The 18,384-nt window shown below is 43.7% G+C and carries 14 protein-coding genes; 8 read left to right on the top strand and 6 right to left on the bottom strand.

Annotated elements, in window-relative coordinates:
* Positions 1-32: 32 nt before the first annotated feature.
* The 4 genes from BGP76_RS18445 to panC form a co-directional block, all read right to left on the bottom strand.
* Positions 33-1,172 carry an acyl-CoA dehydrogenase gene (locus tag BGP76_RS18445; protein WP_119845785.1) on the bottom strand — a complete coding sequence of 380 codons (1,140 nt, stop codon included), beginning with the start codon at positions 1,170-1,172 and terminating at the stop codon, positions 33-35.
* Positions 1,173-1,308: 136 nt separating this feature from the next.
* Positions 1,309-1,998, bottom strand: a complete 690-nt coding sequence (locus BGP76_RS18440) for a zinc metallopeptidase (RefSeq protein WP_119845784.1) — start codon at positions 1,996-1,998, stop codon at positions 1,309-1,311.
* Between the two features lie 50 nt (positions 1,999-2,048).
* A complete protein-coding gene (locus tag BGP76_RS18435) occupies positions 2,049-3,053 on the bottom strand; it encodes a lysylphosphatidylglycerol synthase transmembrane domain-containing protein (protein WP_158584334.1) in 1,005 nt (334 codons plus the stop codon).
* Positions 3,053-3,907 carry a pantoate--beta-alanine ligase gene (gene panC, locus BGP76_RS18430; protein ID WP_119845782.1) on the bottom strand — a complete coding sequence of 285 codons (855 nt, stop codon included), beginning with the start codon at positions 3,905-3,907 and terminating at the stop codon, positions 3,053-3,055. Before panC ends, BGP76_RS18435 begins: the two co-directional genes overlap by 1 nt.
* A gap of 118 nt (positions 3,908-4,025) precedes the next feature.
* Between panC and BGP76_RS18425 the strand changes: the two genes are divergently transcribed.
* From BGP76_RS18425 to glmS, 3 genes are read left to right on the top strand one after another with little or no spacing between them, the layout of a single operon-like run.
* Positions 4,026-4,838 (top strand): glycogen/starch synthase, encoded by an 813-nt coding sequence (locus tag BGP76_RS18425; RefSeq protein WP_073122937.1) that lies wholly within the window; start codon positions 4,026-4,028, stop codon positions 4,836-4,838.
* Positions 4,831-6,246 carry a DUF4270 family protein gene (locus tag BGP76_RS18420; protein ID WP_158584333.1) on the top strand — a complete coding sequence of 472 codons (1,416 nt, stop codon included), beginning with the start codon at positions 4,831-4,833 and terminating at the stop codon, positions 6,244-6,246. Before BGP76_RS18425 ends, BGP76_RS18420 begins: the two co-directional genes overlap by 8 nt.
* Before the next feature lie 5 nt (positions 6,247-6,251).
* A complete protein-coding gene (gene glmS / locus BGP76_RS18415; RefSeq protein WP_119845781.1) occupies positions 6,252-8,087 on the top strand; it encodes a glutamine--fructose-6-phosphate transaminase (isomerizing) in 1,836 nt (611 codons plus the stop codon).
* 158 nt (positions 8,088-8,245) lie between these two features.
* Here glmS and BGP76_RS18410 read toward each other — a convergent pair whose 3' ends face one another.
* Positions 8,246-8,974 carry a DUF6261 family protein gene (locus BGP76_RS18410; protein WP_119845780.1) on the bottom strand — a complete coding sequence of 243 codons (729 nt, stop codon included), beginning with the start codon at positions 8,972-8,974 and terminating at the stop codon, positions 8,246-8,248.
* Positions 8,975-9,730: 756 nt separating this feature from the next.
* Here BGP76_RS18410 and BGP76_RS18405 point away from each other — a divergent pair.
* From BGP76_RS18405 to BGP76_RS18385, 5 genes are all read left to right on the top strand, one after another.
* On the top strand, positions 9,731-10,915 hold the full coding sequence (locus BGP76_RS18405) for an imelysin family protein (RefSeq protein ID WP_119845779.1): 1,185 nt from the start codon (positions 9,731-9,733) through the stop codon (positions 10,913-10,915).
* Positions 10,916-10,986: 71 nt separating this feature from the next.
* The gene (locus BGP76_RS18400; RefSeq protein ID WP_119845778.1) at positions 10,987-12,375 is read left to right on the top strand and encodes a di-heme oxidoredictase family protein; all 1,389 of its coding nucleotides are present in this window, start codon (positions 10,987-10,989) and stop codon (positions 12,373-12,375) included.
* Positions 12,372-13,448 (top strand): imelysin family protein, encoded by a 1,077-nt coding sequence (locus BGP76_RS18395; RefSeq protein ID WP_119845777.1) that lies wholly within the window; start codon positions 12,372-12,374, stop codon positions 13,446-13,448. Before BGP76_RS18400 ends, BGP76_RS18395 begins: the two co-directional genes overlap by 4 nt.
* Entirely contained in the window at positions 13,441-14,766 is a 1,326-nt protein-coding gene (locus BGP76_RS18390) for an HTTM domain-containing protein (RefSeq protein ID WP_255416157.1), read from the top strand. Before BGP76_RS18395 ends, BGP76_RS18390 begins: the two co-directional genes overlap by 8 nt.
* The gene (locus BGP76_RS18385) at positions 14,759-17,155 is read left to right on the top strand and encodes a TonB-dependent receptor domain-containing protein (RefSeq protein WP_119845776.1); all 2,397 of its coding nucleotides are present in this window, start codon (positions 14,759-14,761) and stop codon (positions 17,153-17,155) included. The genes BGP76_RS18390 and BGP76_RS18385 overlap by 8 nt, the downstream gene beginning before the upstream one ends.
* 32 nt (positions 17,156-17,187) lie before the next feature.
* Here the strand turns inward: BGP76_RS18385 and BGP76_RS18380 are convergent, their stop codons facing one another.
* Entirely contained in the window at positions 17,188-18,261 is a 1,074-nt protein-coding gene (locus BGP76_RS18380) for a DUF4249 domain-containing protein (RefSeq protein WP_119845775.1), read from the bottom strand.
* Positions 18,262-18,384: the final 123 nt, after the last annotated feature.

The following is an 18,384-nucleotide window of genomic DNA, read 5'->3' as shown; positions in this document are numbered from 1 at the left end:
AAACCGAAGTTAAACACCCCTGTACTTTTATATTATTTCAATATCTCCCGAGCAATAACGATATTTTGGATTTCTGATGTACCCTCATAAATCTGTGTGATTTTTGCGTCTCGCATCAATCGTTCTACATGGTATTCCTTGACAAAGCCATAGCCACCATGGATCTGCACCGCCTCTACGGTAGTATCCATTGCGACTTGTGAGGCATACAATTTAGCCATTGCTGCTTCCTTCACGAAAGACTCCCCCTTATCTTTCTTCATTGCCGCTTGTAGCACCAGCAACCTTGCCGCTTCTATCTCAGTAGACATTTTGGAAAGTTTAAACTGAATCATCTGATGTTCGGCAATAGGCTTTCCAAATGTCTTGCGCTCCTTTGCGTACTTGATGGATAACTCCATCGCGCCAGAAGCAATCCCTAATGCCTGAGAGGCAATCCCGATACGCCCGCCGTTTAACACTTGCATCGCAAAGCTAAACCCAAACCCATCATCACCAATCCTGTTCTCTTTTGGGACTTTCACATCCGAAAACATCAAAGAATGGGTGTCCGAACCTCGTATACCCAATTTATTTTCCTTTGGGCCTACCGCAAAGCCTTCTTGCCCCTTTTCGACAATCAGTGCATTTATCCCTTTGTGCTTCTTTTCGGGATCGGTCTGTGCCATGACAATGTACACGGAAGCCGTACTGCCATTGGTAATCCAGTTCTTCGTACCATTCAATAGATAATGATCACCCATATCTGCTGCGGTGGTGTGCTGAGAGGTAGCATCCGACCCTGCTTCTGGCTCAGAGAGTGCAAAAGCACCAATAATTTGCCCAGAGGCCAATGGTTTCAGATATTTCCGTTTTTGTTCCTCCGTACCGTATTTTTCCAACCCCCAGCATACCAGAGAATTGTTGACCGACATAGAAACAGAACAAGAACTATCAATTTTAGAAATCTCTTCCATGGCGAGTACATAAGACACCGTATCCATCCCTCCACCTCCATACTCAGGTCGCACCATCATCCCCATAAAACCCAACTCTCCCATCATCTTGATTTGGTCTGCTGGAAATTGCTGCTTTTCGTCCCGATCTATTACGTCAGGCAGTAATTCGTTTTTTGCAAATTCTCTAGCTGCCTCTCTAACAGCTAAGTGTTCTTCTGAGTAATCGAAATTCATCTTCTAAGCGTTTAATGTTCTAGAGTGAAAATAAATCAATCTGATCAAACATTAGTATGCGCGCATACTTTATTTCTAGAGAGCACAAAAAAAGACTTGATCTCTCAAGCCTTTTCATTTCTTCGAATCGAACAAATCAATCTCGGCTACCGCCTAAAAATAGCATCACAAAATAGAGCAACTGAGTAATCGCCGATATGGCTGCTACCACGTAAGTCATGGCCGCCCAATGCAAGGCATCTTTAGCCATCACATGCTCCTCTGCTGTAACGATACCTCGTCTGTCTATCCATGCCAATGCACGCTTACTGGCGTCAAACTCCACAGGTAGCGTAACCAACGCGAACAAGGTAATCACTGCCTGTGCTGCTACTATCACCAAGAATATCGTCTGCATATTCATCGCATAGACCATGCTCCCAAAAAGAAACATCCCTATCATCAAAAAGTTCAGCACCTTGGCGCTCAAGTTCTGAATGGGCACCATGGCAGACCTAAACTCCAAAAAGCTGTAGGCTGTGGCATGCTGTACCGCATGCCCACATTCGTGTGATGCTACAGCAGCAGCTGCTGCACTGCGTCCTCCATAAACCTCCGGACTCAGGTTGACAGTTTTATTGCCTGGGTTATAATGATCCGTCAATTGTCCCTGTACTGAAACTACTTTCACATCCGTGATCCCGTTGTCCCGGAGCATCAACTCCGCTATCTCCCTACCCGATAAACCAGATTGTAACCCGACCTGTGAGTACTTCTTAAACTTGCTCTTCAAACGATTGCTCACTATAAAGCCAACAATCATGAATACAATTAATATAACTATCATACTTCTAAGAATATATATGTAATGGCTATAACCGCTCAAATGACATTACGTCAAATGCTAAATTCTGTTCTAATTCTTTTCTTAACAAACAAACTAATGACCAAGCACGCACCTCCTACCACTATGTACATAATCACCTGTGAGGTATGCAGCATCGTCGCAAAAAACAAACCAGTAGTCGCTTCCACTCCATAGATCGTCAACACACCACTAACCAAAGCATGGTAAGCACCAATCCCACCTTGCACCGGAGCAGCCATAGCTACCCCTGCGGCAGCTAGTATGGACAGCCCTGCTCCAAACCCCAAAAAGGAAGTTGCGTCCATGGAAAAGAAAATCACGTAACTCATCAAAAAATACAAAACCCATATCCCAATAGTAGAGAGAATATACCCCACTGGGCTCTTCACTTTTCGAATGGACATCAGTCCATTGACCATATCAGCCAGCTTTGCTCGTATTTTATTTAACGTCTCGTTGCTATATTCATTTTTGAGAATGTATCTAAGACCCAACACCCCAACCACACCTCCTACAAGTAGAATGGCTATTACCGCCGCGATTAGCCAACCGTTAGCTCGCCATTGATCATAGCGCACAGACGTCATGAAATAGTCTAGTATCTGATCCATCTCTAGGATCAGATCCAAGGCGATCAAACTCAGTAAGATCAAAAAATCCAATACCCTCTCTGTGATTACCGATCCAAAACCGACTGTAATCGGCACGCCATCGTTTCGTTTGAGCACACCGCATCTTGTCACTTCTCCTAGTCTTGGGAAAGCCAAATTAGCCAAGTATCCTGACATCAATGCCAAAAATGTCCTCCAGAGCGTCAGCTTATAACCCAAGGGTTCCAGCATTAGATTCCACCGATATGACCTAAGTAAATGACTAACGATAGACAAGGCCATTGATAGAAAGACCCAACCATAACTGACACTAGAAAGTCTCTCGGTAAAATCACTAAAAGACACATTTCTAAAAACGAAATAAAATATTAGCCCTGCTAAGACTATAGAAACACTAAACTTTAAAACAGTCGATATTTTCACTATCTATTTTGGGCTATGTATAAATTATCGATGATTCTGACCTCTCCTACGAATGCGGCGGCACAAATCGATATATTCTTGTCATTCTCTATGTTGGAGACGGGTTGCATCGTGTCTGAGTCTACGATCTCCATGTATTCTAGTTGGATTCCTTCCATATGCCGCAGGCTATCCTTGGCCAAAGCAATACTTTTCTCTATCGGCACATTCCTATCCAAGTCTTCCTTGATCGATGACATAGCCACGTACAACTGTGCTGCAATATCTCGCTGTGCATCGGATAACCGCATGTTACGAGAACTCATGGCCAAACCATTGGCTTCTCTCATGATAGGTATTCCCACTATCTGGATTGGAAAATTTAAATCTCTGGTCAGCTTACGAATAATTGCCAACTGCTGTAGATCCTTTTGTCCAAAATAGGCACGGTGTGGCTGTACTATATTGAATAGCTTAGAAACGACCACCCCCACTCCTGAAAAATGTCCTGGTCTAAATTCCCCTTCCAGTACGCTCTCTAGTACTCCGAAGTTCATCTTCAACCCTGTCTCTTCACCATACATTTCCCCTTGGTCCGGAGCAAAGACAATATCACAACCATTAGATTCTAGCATGGCGAAATCAGCGACTTCATTTCTAGGGTACTTTTTCAAGTCCTCAGGATTATTGAATTGAATGGGATTGACGAACAAGCTACATACCGTTAGGTCATTGTGCTCTACACTCTGTGCCAACAGTGACATATGCCCCGCATGCAACGCTCCCATAGTAGGAACTAAACCGATGGTTTTAGCATGAGCACGCTCAGCATCTAGCGCAGCGCGCAAGTCATGAATACTACGATAAACGATCATATGAGAGGATAAATCCAGACTGCCTCGATGTTAAAAGGCATTATAGTTGAAAATGATCCAAAAATAGTATAATTTTGTGGTCATTTTGAAATAATAACATATTTAAAAATCAAGGTTTATGTCACAGTATAAGATTCTCTATGTTGCAAATGAAATAAACCCATTTTTACAGACCACAGAAGTGGCAGATTTTGTTAGAGCCTTGCCCCAGGCTATGCAAGAACGAGGAATGGAAATACGAATTTTGGTTCCAAGATTCGGTTTAATTAACGAACGTAAGAACAGACTACACGAGGTAGTTCGACTCTCAGGAATCAACATTGCAGTAGGTGACGAAGAGAAACCTTTGATCATCAAAGTGGCTTCTATCCCAAATGCCAAACTCCAAGTTTACTTCATCGATAACGAAGACTACTTCCACAGAAAGTCTGTGTTTTTCGATAAAGAAGAAAAATTCCATGAAGACAATGACGAAAGAGCTATTTTCTTCTGTAAAGGTGTTTTGGAGACAGTTAAAAAATTGGGTTGGGCACCAGACATCGTACATTGCAACGACTGGATGACAAGCTTTATTCCGCTCTATTTGAAGACGACCTACAAAAACGATCCCATATTTAAGGATGCAAAGTCGATCTACAACATCTATGGCAACTCATTTGACCACAAGTTCCAAGGCAACTTGATCAACAAGGCGATGATGATGGACATAGACGAGAGCATGTTAGATCATTTGCTCACTGCCGATTATGAAGGCTTTGTTAAGCTTGGTATGGAATATGCAGATGCAGTCATCAGTTCTAAAGCAGAAGTAGGTGACAAAATTGATCAACTGATCAGTGCCGCGCCTAAGGACAAAAAAGTCGAAACCATTCAAAAGGACGACAATTACTTAGATTCTTACTATAATTTATATAATGAACTTGTTGGATAAAAATTGGTCTGGGTTGTTGATTTTCGCAACCCTAACCATTTTTTCTTGTGAAGACCCGAGTGAAGTTGGTTTAGGATTAGATCCAGACGGTATCGAAACAGGAGTGTACTACGAAGAACTACTCCTCCCCGCCCAAAACGTATTCATAGACAGCATTAGGACAAGTACTGGTGAACAGTTCCGGTTTCTGATCGGAAAAATCACCGACGATGTATTCGGCAGCACAAGCTCCACTGCTTATGCACAGCTCTCTACCGTGTCGAGTGTACAGCCTCTGGTATTTAGACTAGACACGCTCAGTACAGACCCAATAGTAGTAGACACACTATGGACTAAATATGTGATTGATTCGGCAGTCCTGACGCTCAACTATGGTGATATTAGCTCGAGCGAGGCTACCGTCACCTCACAGACGCTAAGTATTCATGAAGTCGATGACCAGTTATTTTCTGGCGTGTATTACCTCGCTGATTTCGAAACGCCTATTCTACCCGCAGAATCAGCGCATGGATTCTCTTTCACTCCGCGAATGGATTCTCTGACACTAGAAGATCCTTCGAGTGACACAGTGCATTTCAAACTCAACCAAACTTGGGCTGAAAGACTATTTGAAATTGCTAGACAATCAGACAGAGCACAGTTGCTTCGTGAAGACTTCAAAGGAATAGCGATCGTGCCAGACGAAACGAATACTGCAATGATAGAATATCTCTCCACAGGGCTCACGGCTCTCAATGTACACTATCATCTAGAGGCAGATACCGTATATGCAGACAGTCTTGTGGTCAACTTTTCACTATCAGCAGCTAATGCAAAATACAATAAGATCACGACAGATCGCACGGGAAGCCTGATCGGTAATCACATCGGTGACAATTTGGAGAATTTCTCTACAGGAGACAACAAACTCTATATCAATCCTGCTTCTGGTATACATCCAAAGCTCAGTCTACAGCCATTAGTCGATTTCTTAGAAGCTGACGGTAATGAGCTCATTCAGCTCAACAATGTTGAGTTCGAATTAGTATCAGAAGGTACAGAAACTCCGCTGAACAACAAGGTCAAAAACTTAAGACTGTACTTCATCGGTGACCAATCTCAGATCAATATCAACGGGCTTTCGGCCCAAAATCTCTATACAACGGGAGTCATGACTGACATAGGTTATCTCACAGGTTCACTGCTGTTACTCAACTTGCCCATTGATACCTCTGCGGTCAAATACCGTGGCGCTGCTACATTATTTGCCCAGTCTGTCAATAATGGATACATCGATCTAAAACCAGAGGAGGGAGAATCTATACGTAATAGTCTAGTACTACTATCTACCGATCCTATGTCTATTGATCGATCGATCATCCCGCAGGACAGTATCAAAATGAAAATATTTTACTCCAAACCTAACTAAGGTATATGTGTGGAATCGTAGCTTATCTGGGTAACCAAGAAGCTTATCCTTTGATCATCAAAGGACTCAAACGTCTCGAATACCGAGGATACGACAGTACTGGAGTCTCCGTACACGAAGACGGCCAACTGCAGATTTTTAAAAAAGCGGGCAAAGTAGCCGAGTTAGAGAACTCCCTCAAAAGCCAAAAACTCAAAAGTACCATCGGCATAGGTCATACCCGCTGGGCTACTCATGGGGAACCGAATGACAAAAATGCGCACCCGCATTTTTCGAGTGATAAAAAGCTATCGATCATCCATAACGGAATCATCGAAAACTACAGTTCCCTCAAAAAGGAGTTAGAATCTAAAGGTTACTCCTTTGCCAGTGATACAGACACAGAGGTGCTCATCACATTCATCGAAGATATCAAGTCGCACGGCCTGACTCTGGAAGCCGCCGTGAGACAAGCCCTATCCACTATCGAAGGAGCTTATGCTATTGTGATCATGGATCAGGACAACCCCGATCAACTGATCGCGGCTAGAAAGGGCAGTCCAATGGTGCTAGGAATCGGAGATAAAGAATATTTCATCGCTTCGGATGCCACACCTATTATCGAATATACAGACGAGGTAGTCTACCTCAACGACCAAGAAATCGCTGTGATCAGTAGAGACGAATTCAAAATCGTCAACATTGAAAATGTCGAACAAGATCCCTACATCCAAAAAGTAGAGCTCGAACTAGACGCTATCGAAAAAGGCGGCTATGAGCATTTCATGCTCAAAGAAATATTCGAACAGCCCAACTCCATCTCCGATAGTATGCGTGGTAGAGTAGATAGAAAAAACAACAAACTAACGCTAGGAGGCATTCATGAATATGCGGATCATCTAGCCGAGGCAAAGCGTATCATCATCATTGCCTGTGGCACCAGCTGGCACTCTGGACTGGTTGCGGAGTACCTCTTCGAGGAGTTCTGTAGAATCCCAGTGGAGGTTGAATACGCCTCGGAGTTCAGATACAGAAACCCCGTCATCAACGAAGGAGATGTCGTCATCGCCATTTCTCAATCTGGCGAAACTGCAGACACCCTAGCCGCCATAGAACTGGCTAAATCGAAAGGAGCCATCATCCTCGGAGTGGTCAATGTAGTAGGATCGTCTATCTCCCGCGTGTCGCACGAAGGAGCCTATCTACATACAGGCCCAGAGATCGGTGTAGCCAGTACAAAAGCATTCACAGGACAACTCTCTGTGCTGACGATGATCGTATTGTCTACTGCTGCGAGGAAAAAAACCATCACAGATAGCAAGTTGAAGGATCTGCTCTCAGATTTGGAAAACATCCCTGAAAAAATCAAAAAGGTATTGAGGAAGAATGATGAGATCGAAAAGATCTCGGAGAAATTCAAAGATGCCAAAAACTTCCTCTACCTAGGTCGCGGGTACAACTTCCCTGTAGCACTAGAGGGAGCGCTCAAACTCAAAGAAATCTCTTACATCCATGCCGAAGGTTATCCTGCCGCAGAGATGAAACATGGGCCAATCGCGCTGATCGATGAAGAAATGCCTGTGGTAGTCATCGCTACACGAGACAGCTCGTATGACAAGATCGTCTCCAACATTCAGGAGGTAAAAGCTAGAAAAGGAGTCGTCATTGCCATCGTGACAGAGGGAGATGTTTTGATTCCAAACATGGCAGACTATGTCATCGAAGTGCCACAGTGTGACGAGGCACTCATGCCACTGATCTCTGTGATCCCGCTACAACTGCTGAGCTACCACATCGCGATCATGCGAGGCTGCAACGTCGATCAGCCTAGGAATCTAGCCAAGTCTGTGACTGTGGAGTAAGTAAAATATGGCAATTTGGTCTATGATAAAGAATACTCCCACTATCAAGAAGAAACGCTGGTTTTCGTAGGTCTAGGCTAGGTAGCGGATATGAGTAACAAAACAGAGATCTAACCGCTACTCGTTAGACAGCAATTAGATCTCAGATACTATTAATACTATTCGCTGATCTCGACGGATTGGTTCTCTCGACGACTCAAGCGAGCTTTGGCAGGCCCTTCGATCGCTGCAACGATACTGTCGAGTTGTGCATTGAGCTCAGCGACACCTGCTATGCCGATGGACGCTAGACCGTTGAGCGTGTTCACCACATTGATCAACTGGCCCAAGGCTTGGTCTTTGGCCTCCTTGGTACGAATCACGATACGTGTCTCCGTTTCTTCATTTAGCTTTTCTTGCTGTAGTATGCTAAACGCCTCCTCGGCACTTTTCAACTCTGAGAGCCAGTCCCTAGCACTGACCAAATCGATCTCGTCTTTGACGTTTTCCATCTCATCAAATAGCTTGCGCAGTTCGATAGACTCTTTGGTATAGCCATAGCTGTAGAGCCGCTTGTCCACCCGCTCCAAATAACTCATGATTTTGGTGCAGGCGATGCGGTGCGCTTCGTTTTGACGAAGTATCCCTGCCTCTATCAAATCGTAAAAGGCACGAAATGCTAGGTCGCGCACACGGTCGGCCTCTTGTACGAGTGCCGTTTTGCTGTTGTGATTAGAGTTGAGGCTGGCCTCCTTGATGGCTTCATGCGCGGCGGAAAGTTTCTCTCCCAAAGCCTGAACAATGGCTTGCTCTCCTTGTACTTTGGCGATTGCCTCAATAAAACTTTTGGACAAAGCCTCTATCTCTTGATTAGAATAGTAGGACTTAACGATTGGTCTAATAATCATGATAAAATATTTAATTGAAAAAATGATTTAAACAATTAACTATTCTCATGTGGCTGCTTATCCAAATATAACAAAATAATGATGATGATCATCTACTCTCTCCAAATCGCTCCCCCGCTAAATCTCCATCGATGCAAGGGGATGAATCTCAATGTCTCATAGCATGCCAATGGGTGTCGAAATAGCTGTCGAAGCTGCCCATCCTCTCCAACGCCTGTTGGCGTACTGTCTGAGATCAAAACACACCCCAAACGCCCGTTGGCGTACTATCGGAGATCAAAACACACCCCAAACACCCGTCGGAGAACCTGTCGAGACCCAAACACCTCCTCGAAGACCGTTGGGGAGCTTAACAAGACAAAAACGCTTGCTCTACGATTATTTAGGGAGTAGATTGGCTTGATCAGGTCATCAAACGCCTGTCAGACGGGGTCTTCGAAGACAAGAGGCTGCTCAACGGGCGTTGCAAATCATAACCAAATAAAAATAGTCCTTCGTCGGTCGTTTAGGAAGGTGATGTGACTGAGAGAGTTCTGCTACAATGATTTTGTGATTACCACTTTGACAAAGGCTGTTTTTTATTGTTTTACTCATCCTCTTTCAACAAAAATTTGACGGGTCGAAATAGGTTACTTGAAAAATTTGAAATGAATTTTCCACCCCTCCCTCTCACGAAAAAACAAGAGTACCTTGCCTGAATTCGTTTTTTGACCTACTTTCGCTTTTATTTAGAATAAATTAAAATAACACCTAAGTATGAATCTCATAAAATCAACAAAGTTTTTTACCCTTATTATCCTCGCCTTCGCCGTTGCATCATGCGATAGTGACAATGACAATGGTGGGTCGGCACTCGATGATGCCAAGGCTGGAGCCATCGCTCAATATGCCACCATCGTACATGCCAATTACTCTGACGCCCATACTGATGCAGTAGCTTTACAAACTGCGATAGATGCTTTGGTAGCCTCTCCATCCGAGACTACGCTAGAAGCCGCTAAAGATGCTTGGTTGGCATCAAGAGAAACTTATGGACAAACAGAAGCCTTTAGGTTTTATGGTGGACCGATCGATGACGAAGATGGCCCAGAAGGACAGTTGAACGCTTGGCCTTTGGATGAGTCATACATTGACTATGTAATCGTAGGAGATGAGCCTGTCGATGGTACTAACATCATCAATAGCCCAAATGACTTTCCAGAAATTACGGCAGAAATATTAGCTGGTCTAAATGAGCAAGGAAGTGAAACCAACATCAGCACAGGATACCACGCAATTGAATTTTTGCTGTGGGGTCAGGATCTTAGTGAGGGTGCTGGTGGAGGTGAAAGACCCTATACCGACTATGTAACAGATGGATCAGGCACTAATGCCAACCAAGAAAGGAGAGCTAATTACCTAGTAGAGGTAACTAAACTTTTGGTGAACGACCTATCTTCATTGGTGAGCGCTTGGGAAGAAGGCGCCAGCTATAGAGTGAGCTTTGAGTCATCGGTTGATGAGTCCATTGAAAATATTGTTAGTGCACTAGGCAAACTGAGCAAAGGTGAGCTAGCTGGCGAAAGAATGTTCGTAGCATATGACTTACAGAGCAAAGAAGACGAGCACTCGTGCTTTAGTGACAATACGCACAGAGACATTGTGACCAATGCACTGGGGATTCAAAATGTATTCCTTGGCTCGTATGGCAACCTGACTGGCCCTTCCATTTACGATGTAATTGCTATGGAAGATGAAGAACTAGCCAACGAACTAAAAGCACAGATCGCATCTAGCGTGGAATTGTGCGAAGCGATACAAGATCCATTTGATCAGGAATTTTTGAATGAAGCAGGTAGAACTAGAATCTTCGCCGCTATCACTAGCCTGAGAGCGCAGGGTGATCAATTGGCAGAAGCTGCTTCAGCACTTGGTTTTGAATTTGACCCAACAGATATCTAATAGATATCCAATAACGAATTAACTATGAGAAAGTACATGTCAAGAGGCATGTACTTTCTTGCGTTTTATATATGACTAGATTTATACTACTTGGTGGTTTATTGGGGATACTTTTCGCTTCGTGCGGACCAGAGGCAGAAGTACCCTATCAAGCATTTTTGGAAGAGGGAGAAGAGTTTGGTGGAGGAGCTACCACGATATTAGACGAATCTGTCAATGCCTTTGGGCAGGCTGCACCTAACCTGACTGGAGACAAGGATTTGCTGTTTGTCACAGGTAATGCATTCTTCAAAAGAAATTGGGTAACCGCTCCAGCATCCACAGAAGATCTGGATGGGTTAGGCCCCTATTTTAATGCCCGCTCTTGCTCTGCCTGCCACGCTCTTGACGGTCGCGCTGCTCCTCCTCTGACGCCAGACGAAGAGCCCTTAGGACTATTGTTTAGACTGAGCAAACCTTCTGGAGGCGAGGACTTACCAGATGATAATTATGGATTTCAAATCCAGCCTCACGGAATCCTAGCTGTAGAAGGAGAAGGGTTTGTATCTGTCTCATACCGAGAGCAACCAGGCATCTATCCTGACGGTACCACCTACTCGCTAAGGAATCCGATCTATGACTTCTCCAAACTGAACTATGGTTCGCTAGAACCTGAGACGCAAGTTTCACCACGGATAGGACCACAAATGATAGGTCTTGGTCTGCTAGAAGCGATTGCAGAAGAAACCCTTTTGGGTTTTGCTGATCCAGAAGATGCAAATGGTGACGGAATCTCAGGAAGAGCCAATTATGTCATGAATGTAGAGACTGGCATGATGCAGATTGGTCGCTTTGGATGGAAGGCCAACCAACCAACCGTGAGACAACAGGTAGCAGGCGCGTTCAATGGTGATATCGGAATCACATCCTCCCTTTTCCCCGATCAGCCCTGTGCCCCCAACCAAGACTGCTCTGAGATTGCCCATGGCGGAGATCCAGAACTTACAGAAGATATATTGGACCGTGTATCACTCTACAGTGAAGTGTTGGCTGTGCCAAGACGAAGAGACTGGGAAGAGCCTGAAGTACTCAAAGGCAAAGGGCTGTTCGAATCAGTGGGTTGTGTCAGTTGCCATATCCCCAAAATAGTCACGGGGAACTATGATGTCCACCCCGAATTTTCTAACGAAACCATCCGTCCTTATACTGATTTGCTTTTGCATGATATGGGAAGCGGACTAGCAGATAACCGGCCTGATGGTTTGGCAGATGGTCAGGAATGGAAGACCCCACCACTGTGGGGACTAGGGTTAATTCATGTGGTCAGTGGCCATACCTATTTGCTGCACGATGGCCGAGCCAGAAATATAGAAGAAGCCATCCTTTGGCATGGAGGAGAGGCGAAGACCAGCCAGCAAAACTTTAAAGATTTGGACAAGTCAGGTAGAAGCGCATTAATAAAATTTATAGAATCATTATGAGAAGTGTAAGTGTCATAGCCAGCGTTGTAACGCTCTTTGTTTTACTAGGGTGTAGTGCAGAAAACGATGGTGTAGAGGATAATTTTGACAGAGGCCTGATCCTAAACAACCTCACCGATAATATCATTTTGCCTGCTTGGAATGATTTTGCTTCCAGCACATCGGATTGTCAAGCCAAGTTTGCAACATTCCAAAGCAATCTGGACAATCAAAGTCTGGCTGAATTGAGAACAGCCTGGTTAACCGCTCGATTAAGCTGGAAGAATTGTGAACCATTCAAATTTGGCCCATTAGAATCATCAGGCGTAGAAAACGCGGTGGATCTATGGCCTATCAACGTAGATGGGATTGAAACCACCAGCGAGGACGCTAGTTCGACCAATGTTAATATCATACCCAGTGATAGAAAGGGTTTTGCCGCCATCGAATACCTATTGTTTAATCTGTCGGATGAAGAAACCTTGTTGGCATTTCAAGACACCAACCGTTTGACTTTTCTCGGTTTACTCATTGATAATTTGAATGCCATTGCTGTGCAAATGAAGAATACATGGTCAGATTCTTATGCTGCTGCGTTCAAAGCTGACTTAGGCAATGGAGCAGGTGCGAGTACCACCTTACTAGCCAATGAGCTCATCTATCATGTAGAGGTAATTAAAAATTACCGCCTTGCCACCCCCTTAGGGATTCGTTCTGGCTCTGAAACTCCATTGCCTAAGACACTGGAGTCTTACTATGCCCATGAATCTAAAGCGCTGATCGCACAAAGTCTAGTGATCACCAAGCGAGTTTTTACTGGAGGAGATGGCAGTGGTTTTGATGACTATCTGAATGAACTGAAAATAGAAGACAGCGATGGCCAAGCCTTATCAGCTGTGATTGTTAATCTGATAGACAAATGTCAGGCCGACCTGACTGCCATATCTGGCACTATGCAAGAGGCGATAACTTCAGACAAAGCTGCAGTAGAACTGCTCTACAATGATTTACAAGAATTGACCTTACTCATCAAAACAGACATGATGTCTCAGCTCGGATTGCTCGTGGTTTTTAGTGATAACGACGGTGACTGATCTCAAATCCATATGGCAGTATCAAAAGCGCGAGGTATCTAATGCACCTCTGGTGCTATTCAGGATGGCTTTTGGTATATTAATGACTGCCAGTGTCGTACGATTCATGATCAATGGCTGGGTAGAAGAATTCTACCTGACTCCATCTTTTCATTTCTCCTACTATGGATTTGAGTGGGTACAGGTTTTGCCTAAATATGGCATGCACGTGCTGTTTGCCCTGATGCTAATTTCTGCAGTAGGCATAGCTTTAGGGCTTCTTTATCGAATATCTACCACAGTGTTTTTTCTGAGCTTCACCTATGTGGAGCTGATTGATCAGACCTACTATCTCAATCATTACTATTTCGTGAGCTTGATAGCTTTTCTATTGATCTGGCTCCCTGCTGGAGAGAGGTTTTCAGTGGATGCTTGGTGGCGAGGCACTGTTCAGAAGACTTGTCGCTTTTATGAGATCGCCACATTGAGGTTTCAAGTAGCTGTACTCTATTGCTTTGCAGGGATAGCCAAACTCAATCCAGACTGGTTGCTCAAGGCACTTCCATTGAAAATCTGGTTGCCTGCCAATAGTCACATACCAATCATTGGGGCTTTACTGACCAAAAGCTGGGTTGCTTATTTCTTCTCTTGGTTTGGTGCATTGTATGACTTGACGATCCCCTTTTTTCTATCTATGCGATATACGCGATGGGTGGCATATTGCTCCGTCATCGTCTTTCATACATTGACAGCCCTTCTTTTCCCTATTGGGATGTTTCCCTACGTGATGATATTGAGTACGCTGATATTCTTTCCCTCTTCCCAACAGGAGAAATGGCTGAGTAGTATCGAAAGGAAACTATCTAATGAGCTGCCTCTCAACAGTATTTCCACATTTTCGAAGGCTAAGGTTCTATTATTTGTTTGTTTTGCGCTGGTTCAGCTGGCCATGCCTTGGCGCTATCTGGCCTATCCAGGGTCTGTATTCTGGCATGAGCAAGGCTATCGCTTTTCTTGGAGAGTCATGCTCATGGAAAAGATGGGGCAGGCTACTTTTTATATCTCCGACGGAAATCGAAAAATGATAGTTGATAATTCATTACATCTTACCCCGCAGCAGGAAAAAATGATGGCCACCCAACCTGACATGATTTTGCAATATGCACATCACTTGAAAAATATCTATAAACAGAAGGGAATGAACGATCCAAAGGTAACTGTAGATGCCTATGTGACCCTCAATGGTAGAAGAAGTAGAAGGTTTATAGAAGAACAAAAAGATTTGAGCCAGTTGAAAGAGGGCTGGAAACATAAAGATTGGGTGCTAAGTTATGAGTAGAGGAATATTCATCATAGGATTGTTACTGTGGGCAAGCATCAGTTTTGCTCAAGAGGTTTCAGGAAAAATCACGGACATTGACGGAGCACCGTTAGAAGGGTTTGTACTCATAGAAAGCACCTCATATAAAGCTCCTTCTGGTCAGGACGGAAAGTACTCTCTCTCCGGTTTTAAAGCGGGAACTTACAAGCTAGTGGCCTTCGTATCAGGATACCAAACTACCTCTACCAAACTGACTTTTCAGTCAAACCAAAAGCTAACCTTTGATTTTGTATTAGAAGACCTTAATACCCAACTAGAAGAGGTAACAATTACTGAGGCTATCTCTGGAGATACAGACATGGGATGGCTCCAGTCTGTTTCGGGCAGTGCCATCTATGAATCCAAAAAAACCGAATTAATCGAAATAGATAAACTCATTGGCAACAAGGCAGCCAACGTAGGTCGTCAAGTATATTCACGTGTACCTGGGCTGAATATCTGGGAAAATGATGGTGCAGGGATTAACCTAGGCATTGGTGGACGAGGATTGAACCCTAATAGAACGTCCAACTTCAACGTCCGCCAGAATGGATACGATATTTCAGCGGATGCATTAGGCTATCCTGAGAGTTACTATACTCCTCCGATTCAAGCCTTACAGCGCATCGAATTGGTACGAGGAGCGGCCGGTTTACAGTACGGAACCCAATTTGGAGGCATGCTCAACTTCCAGTTCAAAGAAGGTCCAAAGGATAAAAAGATAGGTGTGAGCTCTACACAAAGCCTAGGTTCTTTCGGACTTTTCAATTCTTTTAACAGCCTGGGAGGCACGGTTGGCAAGGTGAACTATTACGGGTTTTACCAGTACAAGACCAGTGAAGGTTGGCGACCCAATTCGGACCAGAGTCAGCACAATCTCTTCGGGTCGGTTACTTATAATATTTCCCCTTTGTTAAATGTGAAAATTGAGCACACTCACATGTCCTATTTGGCACATCAGCCAGGTGGGATGACCGATGATGAGTTTAACAGTGACCCTTCCATATCCAAGCGGGAGAGAAATTGGTTTCAGGTGGGCTGGGACTTGTCTGCCATGGAGTGGAATTACCGAGTGAACAACAGTATTAAATTTAACAACAGAACCTTCCTTCTTAGCGCCAATAGATATGCAGTGGGCAATCTAGAAAACATCAATGAAGACGATGACCTCAGCAGTGAGAGGAACCTGCTCAAGGATGAATATTTCAATTGGGGCAATGAATTGAGGGCTATCATTCACTACCCGCTGCTCGGCAAGAAATCAGTCATGATCATAGGGAACAGACTTTATTTTGGCAAGACTGATCGCAGACAAGGAGAAGGTAGCGCATCCTCGGGAGCAGATTTCGATTTTATCGAGCAGCAAAACAGCTACTCAGAATATCTGTTTCCAAGCACCAATGTATCGGTCTTTGTGGAGAATGTCTTTAACCTAACAGACAAGTGGAGTGTAACGCCAGGAGCTAGATTTGAATACATCAAAACGCAAGCGGATGGATTCTACTATTACCCTGTGACCGATTTTGCTGGGAATATATTACGCGTAGATCGCGAGGATGAATCTAGAGATAAGTCCCGACACTTCATGATTTTCGGATTGGGTACGAGCTACAAGGCTAGTGATATACTGGAGATTTATGCCAACTATTCTCAAAACTACAAAGCCATTAATTTTAACGATATCCGAGTAATCAATCCTTCACTGACCGTAGATGAAAACATTAGCGATGAGTTTGGCTACAACGCAGACATAGGTATCAGGGGAGGAAATAAAGCAATCAAGTATGACATATCTGTTTTCTATTTGAGATACAATGACCGCATAGGTCCCATGTTGTCCAATAGAACCGGTGCTAGATTTAGAACCAATGTAGGTGATGCCAACATATACGGGTTTGAATCCTACATAGAAGGAGACCTATTGAAATGGCTCAAACCAGGCAGTGAGCAGCAGTCTTTGACTGCTTTTGTTAATTTGGCTTTGATCAAGTCCGAATACGTCCGAAGTGAGCGCAGTGGAATCGTAGGCAATGAGGTAGAGTTGGTACCACTCACCAATCTCAAAACAGGACTTACATACAGATACAAGTCCTTAGGCATATCCTATCTCTATACATACCTGTCAGAGCAGTATTCCGATGCATCTAATGCGGTCGAAACCATTACCGCTGTGGAAGGATTGATACCCGCTTATCATGTCATGGATATATCTCTGGATTACACTTATCGATTCATGAGGCTTGAAACAGGAATCAATAACCTGACGGATGAATCCTATTTCACTCGCAGGGCAGCAGGATATCCAGGGCCAGGCATCATTCCAGCCAACCCTCGAAATTTCTATGTAAGTATTGGGTTTAATTTTTAAAAAAGCACAAGAACAAAGCATTAAAAACTGTTCTACGGCCAAAAGGAGGGTTTCTCTATCGTGGCGTTAGTAGAATATGATCTGCAATCAAAACACCAACTAGGTGGTATTTCTCCTCCACAGGCGTAATAATGTTCATACGGAATCTCCCCTTTTACTAAAAACACTCGTTTGGTAGAAGCTGCAGAGACTCCAAAGTAACCTAGCACCAATTCGTCAGGGTCATCTATACTTTTTAGATTGCCTTGGATTTGGTAGTTACTCGTTTCAAATATGCTACCCACGTTATTGTACTGCGTCTGTAAAGCATCCCAATAGTTATATTCCTTTTCACTGACCGTATGCTGATAGATCTCAATCGAGTATTCTAGATCCAACTTCCTATTAAAAGGAAAATAGGTCAATTCTATCTTTTGGCTCTGCCCGTCAGTTAACAAATCATCCGCTACTTTCAGAAACTCAAAACCAAAAGTCCGTGCATAACAAAATTTATACGGTGCATCTCCAATACCATACCCAGGAAAATCTTCTAAAGTCTCTGGCCCTACTACTATCGCTAAAGGAGACATCACTTTAAAATCCTCGACATAACTCCACCTAAAGTAATCTCTTTGATCCTTAACGTTATTATACTCCAACCAAAAGACCAAAGTGCTCTGATCAACTACTACATCAGCATCAGTCAATATAGGCCGCTCTTCCAATGTGTAATAGACTGTATCGATGGGGATGGCTGGCTTCATTTCTGTCCAGTCTGATTCGTAGCTTTCGCCTGACCTTAGCGTAATCATCAGTTGGTATGATTTCCCCACTTCTCCTACAAAATCCTCAGGAGTAGTATACTTGCCTCTATACCTGTCTGTCAAAGATATTTCTTCTCCATCGTCTGATAAAATCCGAACAATAGCTCCTTCTACAAGCTGATAATTAAATCCCTCTCCGAATACTTTAGTCGGAGATAAATTAACAGTATAAGGACCGGGTTGATTATTGATATTGCCAGAGACTACCAATACGCCGGCTTTGCCCTTGAAAGTCCCAAGCCTTTCAATACAAGACGAAAAAAAAAGGCAAAGTAAAACAGGTATTAGTATGTGTTTTTTCATGCGTGTTTATATTGCAACTCATGTGATATTAGAAAGTGTCCGCCTTGTCAAAATCATCTGACAGCAATTTATTCATTTTTCAAAAACATTGACTGCCAGCATAGCAACGCTAACATCGCATAT

The organism is Reichenbachiella sp. MSK19-1, from assembly GCF_003590315.1.
GTDB classification, from domain to species: Bacteria; Bacteroidota; Bacteroidia; order Cytophagales; family Cyclobacteriaceae; genus Reichenbachiella; species Reichenbachiella agariperforans.
Note: the sequence above shows the minus strand (reverse complement) of the source record. Positions and strands in the feature narration are given on the sequence as shown.

Bases quoted from the DNA above. Each gene is read 5' to 3' on its own strand.
- BGP76_RS18445 (WP_119845785.1), bottom strand. From the start codon at position 1,172: ATGAATTTCGATTACTCAGAAGAACACTTAGCTGTTAGAGAGGCAGCT.
- BGP76_RS18440 (WP_119845784.1), bottom strand. From the start codon at position 1,998: ATGATAGTTATATTAATTGTATTCATGATTGTTGGCTTTATAGTGAGC.
- panC (WP_119845782.1), bottom strand. From the start codon at position 3,907: ATGATCGTTTATCGTAGTATTCATGACTTGCGCGCTGCGCTAGATGCT.
- BGP76_RS18425 (WP_073122937.1), top strand. From the start codon at position 4,026: ATGTCACAGTATAAGATTCTCTATGTTGCAAATGAAATAAACCCATTT.
- glmS (WP_119845781.1), top strand. From the start codon at position 6,252: ATGTGTGGAATCGTAGCTTATCTGGGTAACCAAGAAGCTTATCCTTTG.
- BGP76_RS18410 (WP_119845780.1), bottom strand. From the start codon at position 8,974: ATGATTATTAGACCAATCGTTAAGTCCTACTATTCTAATCAAGAGATA.
- BGP76_RS18405 (WP_119845779.1), top strand. From the start codon at position 9,731: ATGAATCTCATAAAATCAACAAAGTTTTTTACCCTTATTATCCTCGCC.
- BGP76_RS18400 (WP_119845778.1), top strand. From the start codon at position 10,987: ATGACTAGATTTATACTACTTGGTGGTTTATTGGGGATACTTTTCGCT.
- BGP76_RS18395 (WP_119845777.1), top strand. From the start codon at position 12,372: ATGAGAAGTGTAAGTGTCATAGCCAGCGTTGTAACGCTCTTTGTTTTA.
- BGP76_RS18385 (WP_119845776.1), top strand. From the start codon at position 14,759: ATGAGTAGAGGAATATTCATCATAGGATTGTTACTGTGGGCAAGCATC.
- BGP76_RS18380 (WP_119845775.1), bottom strand. From the start codon at position 18,261: ATGAAAAAACACATACTAATACCTGTTTTACTTTGCCTTTTTTTTTCG.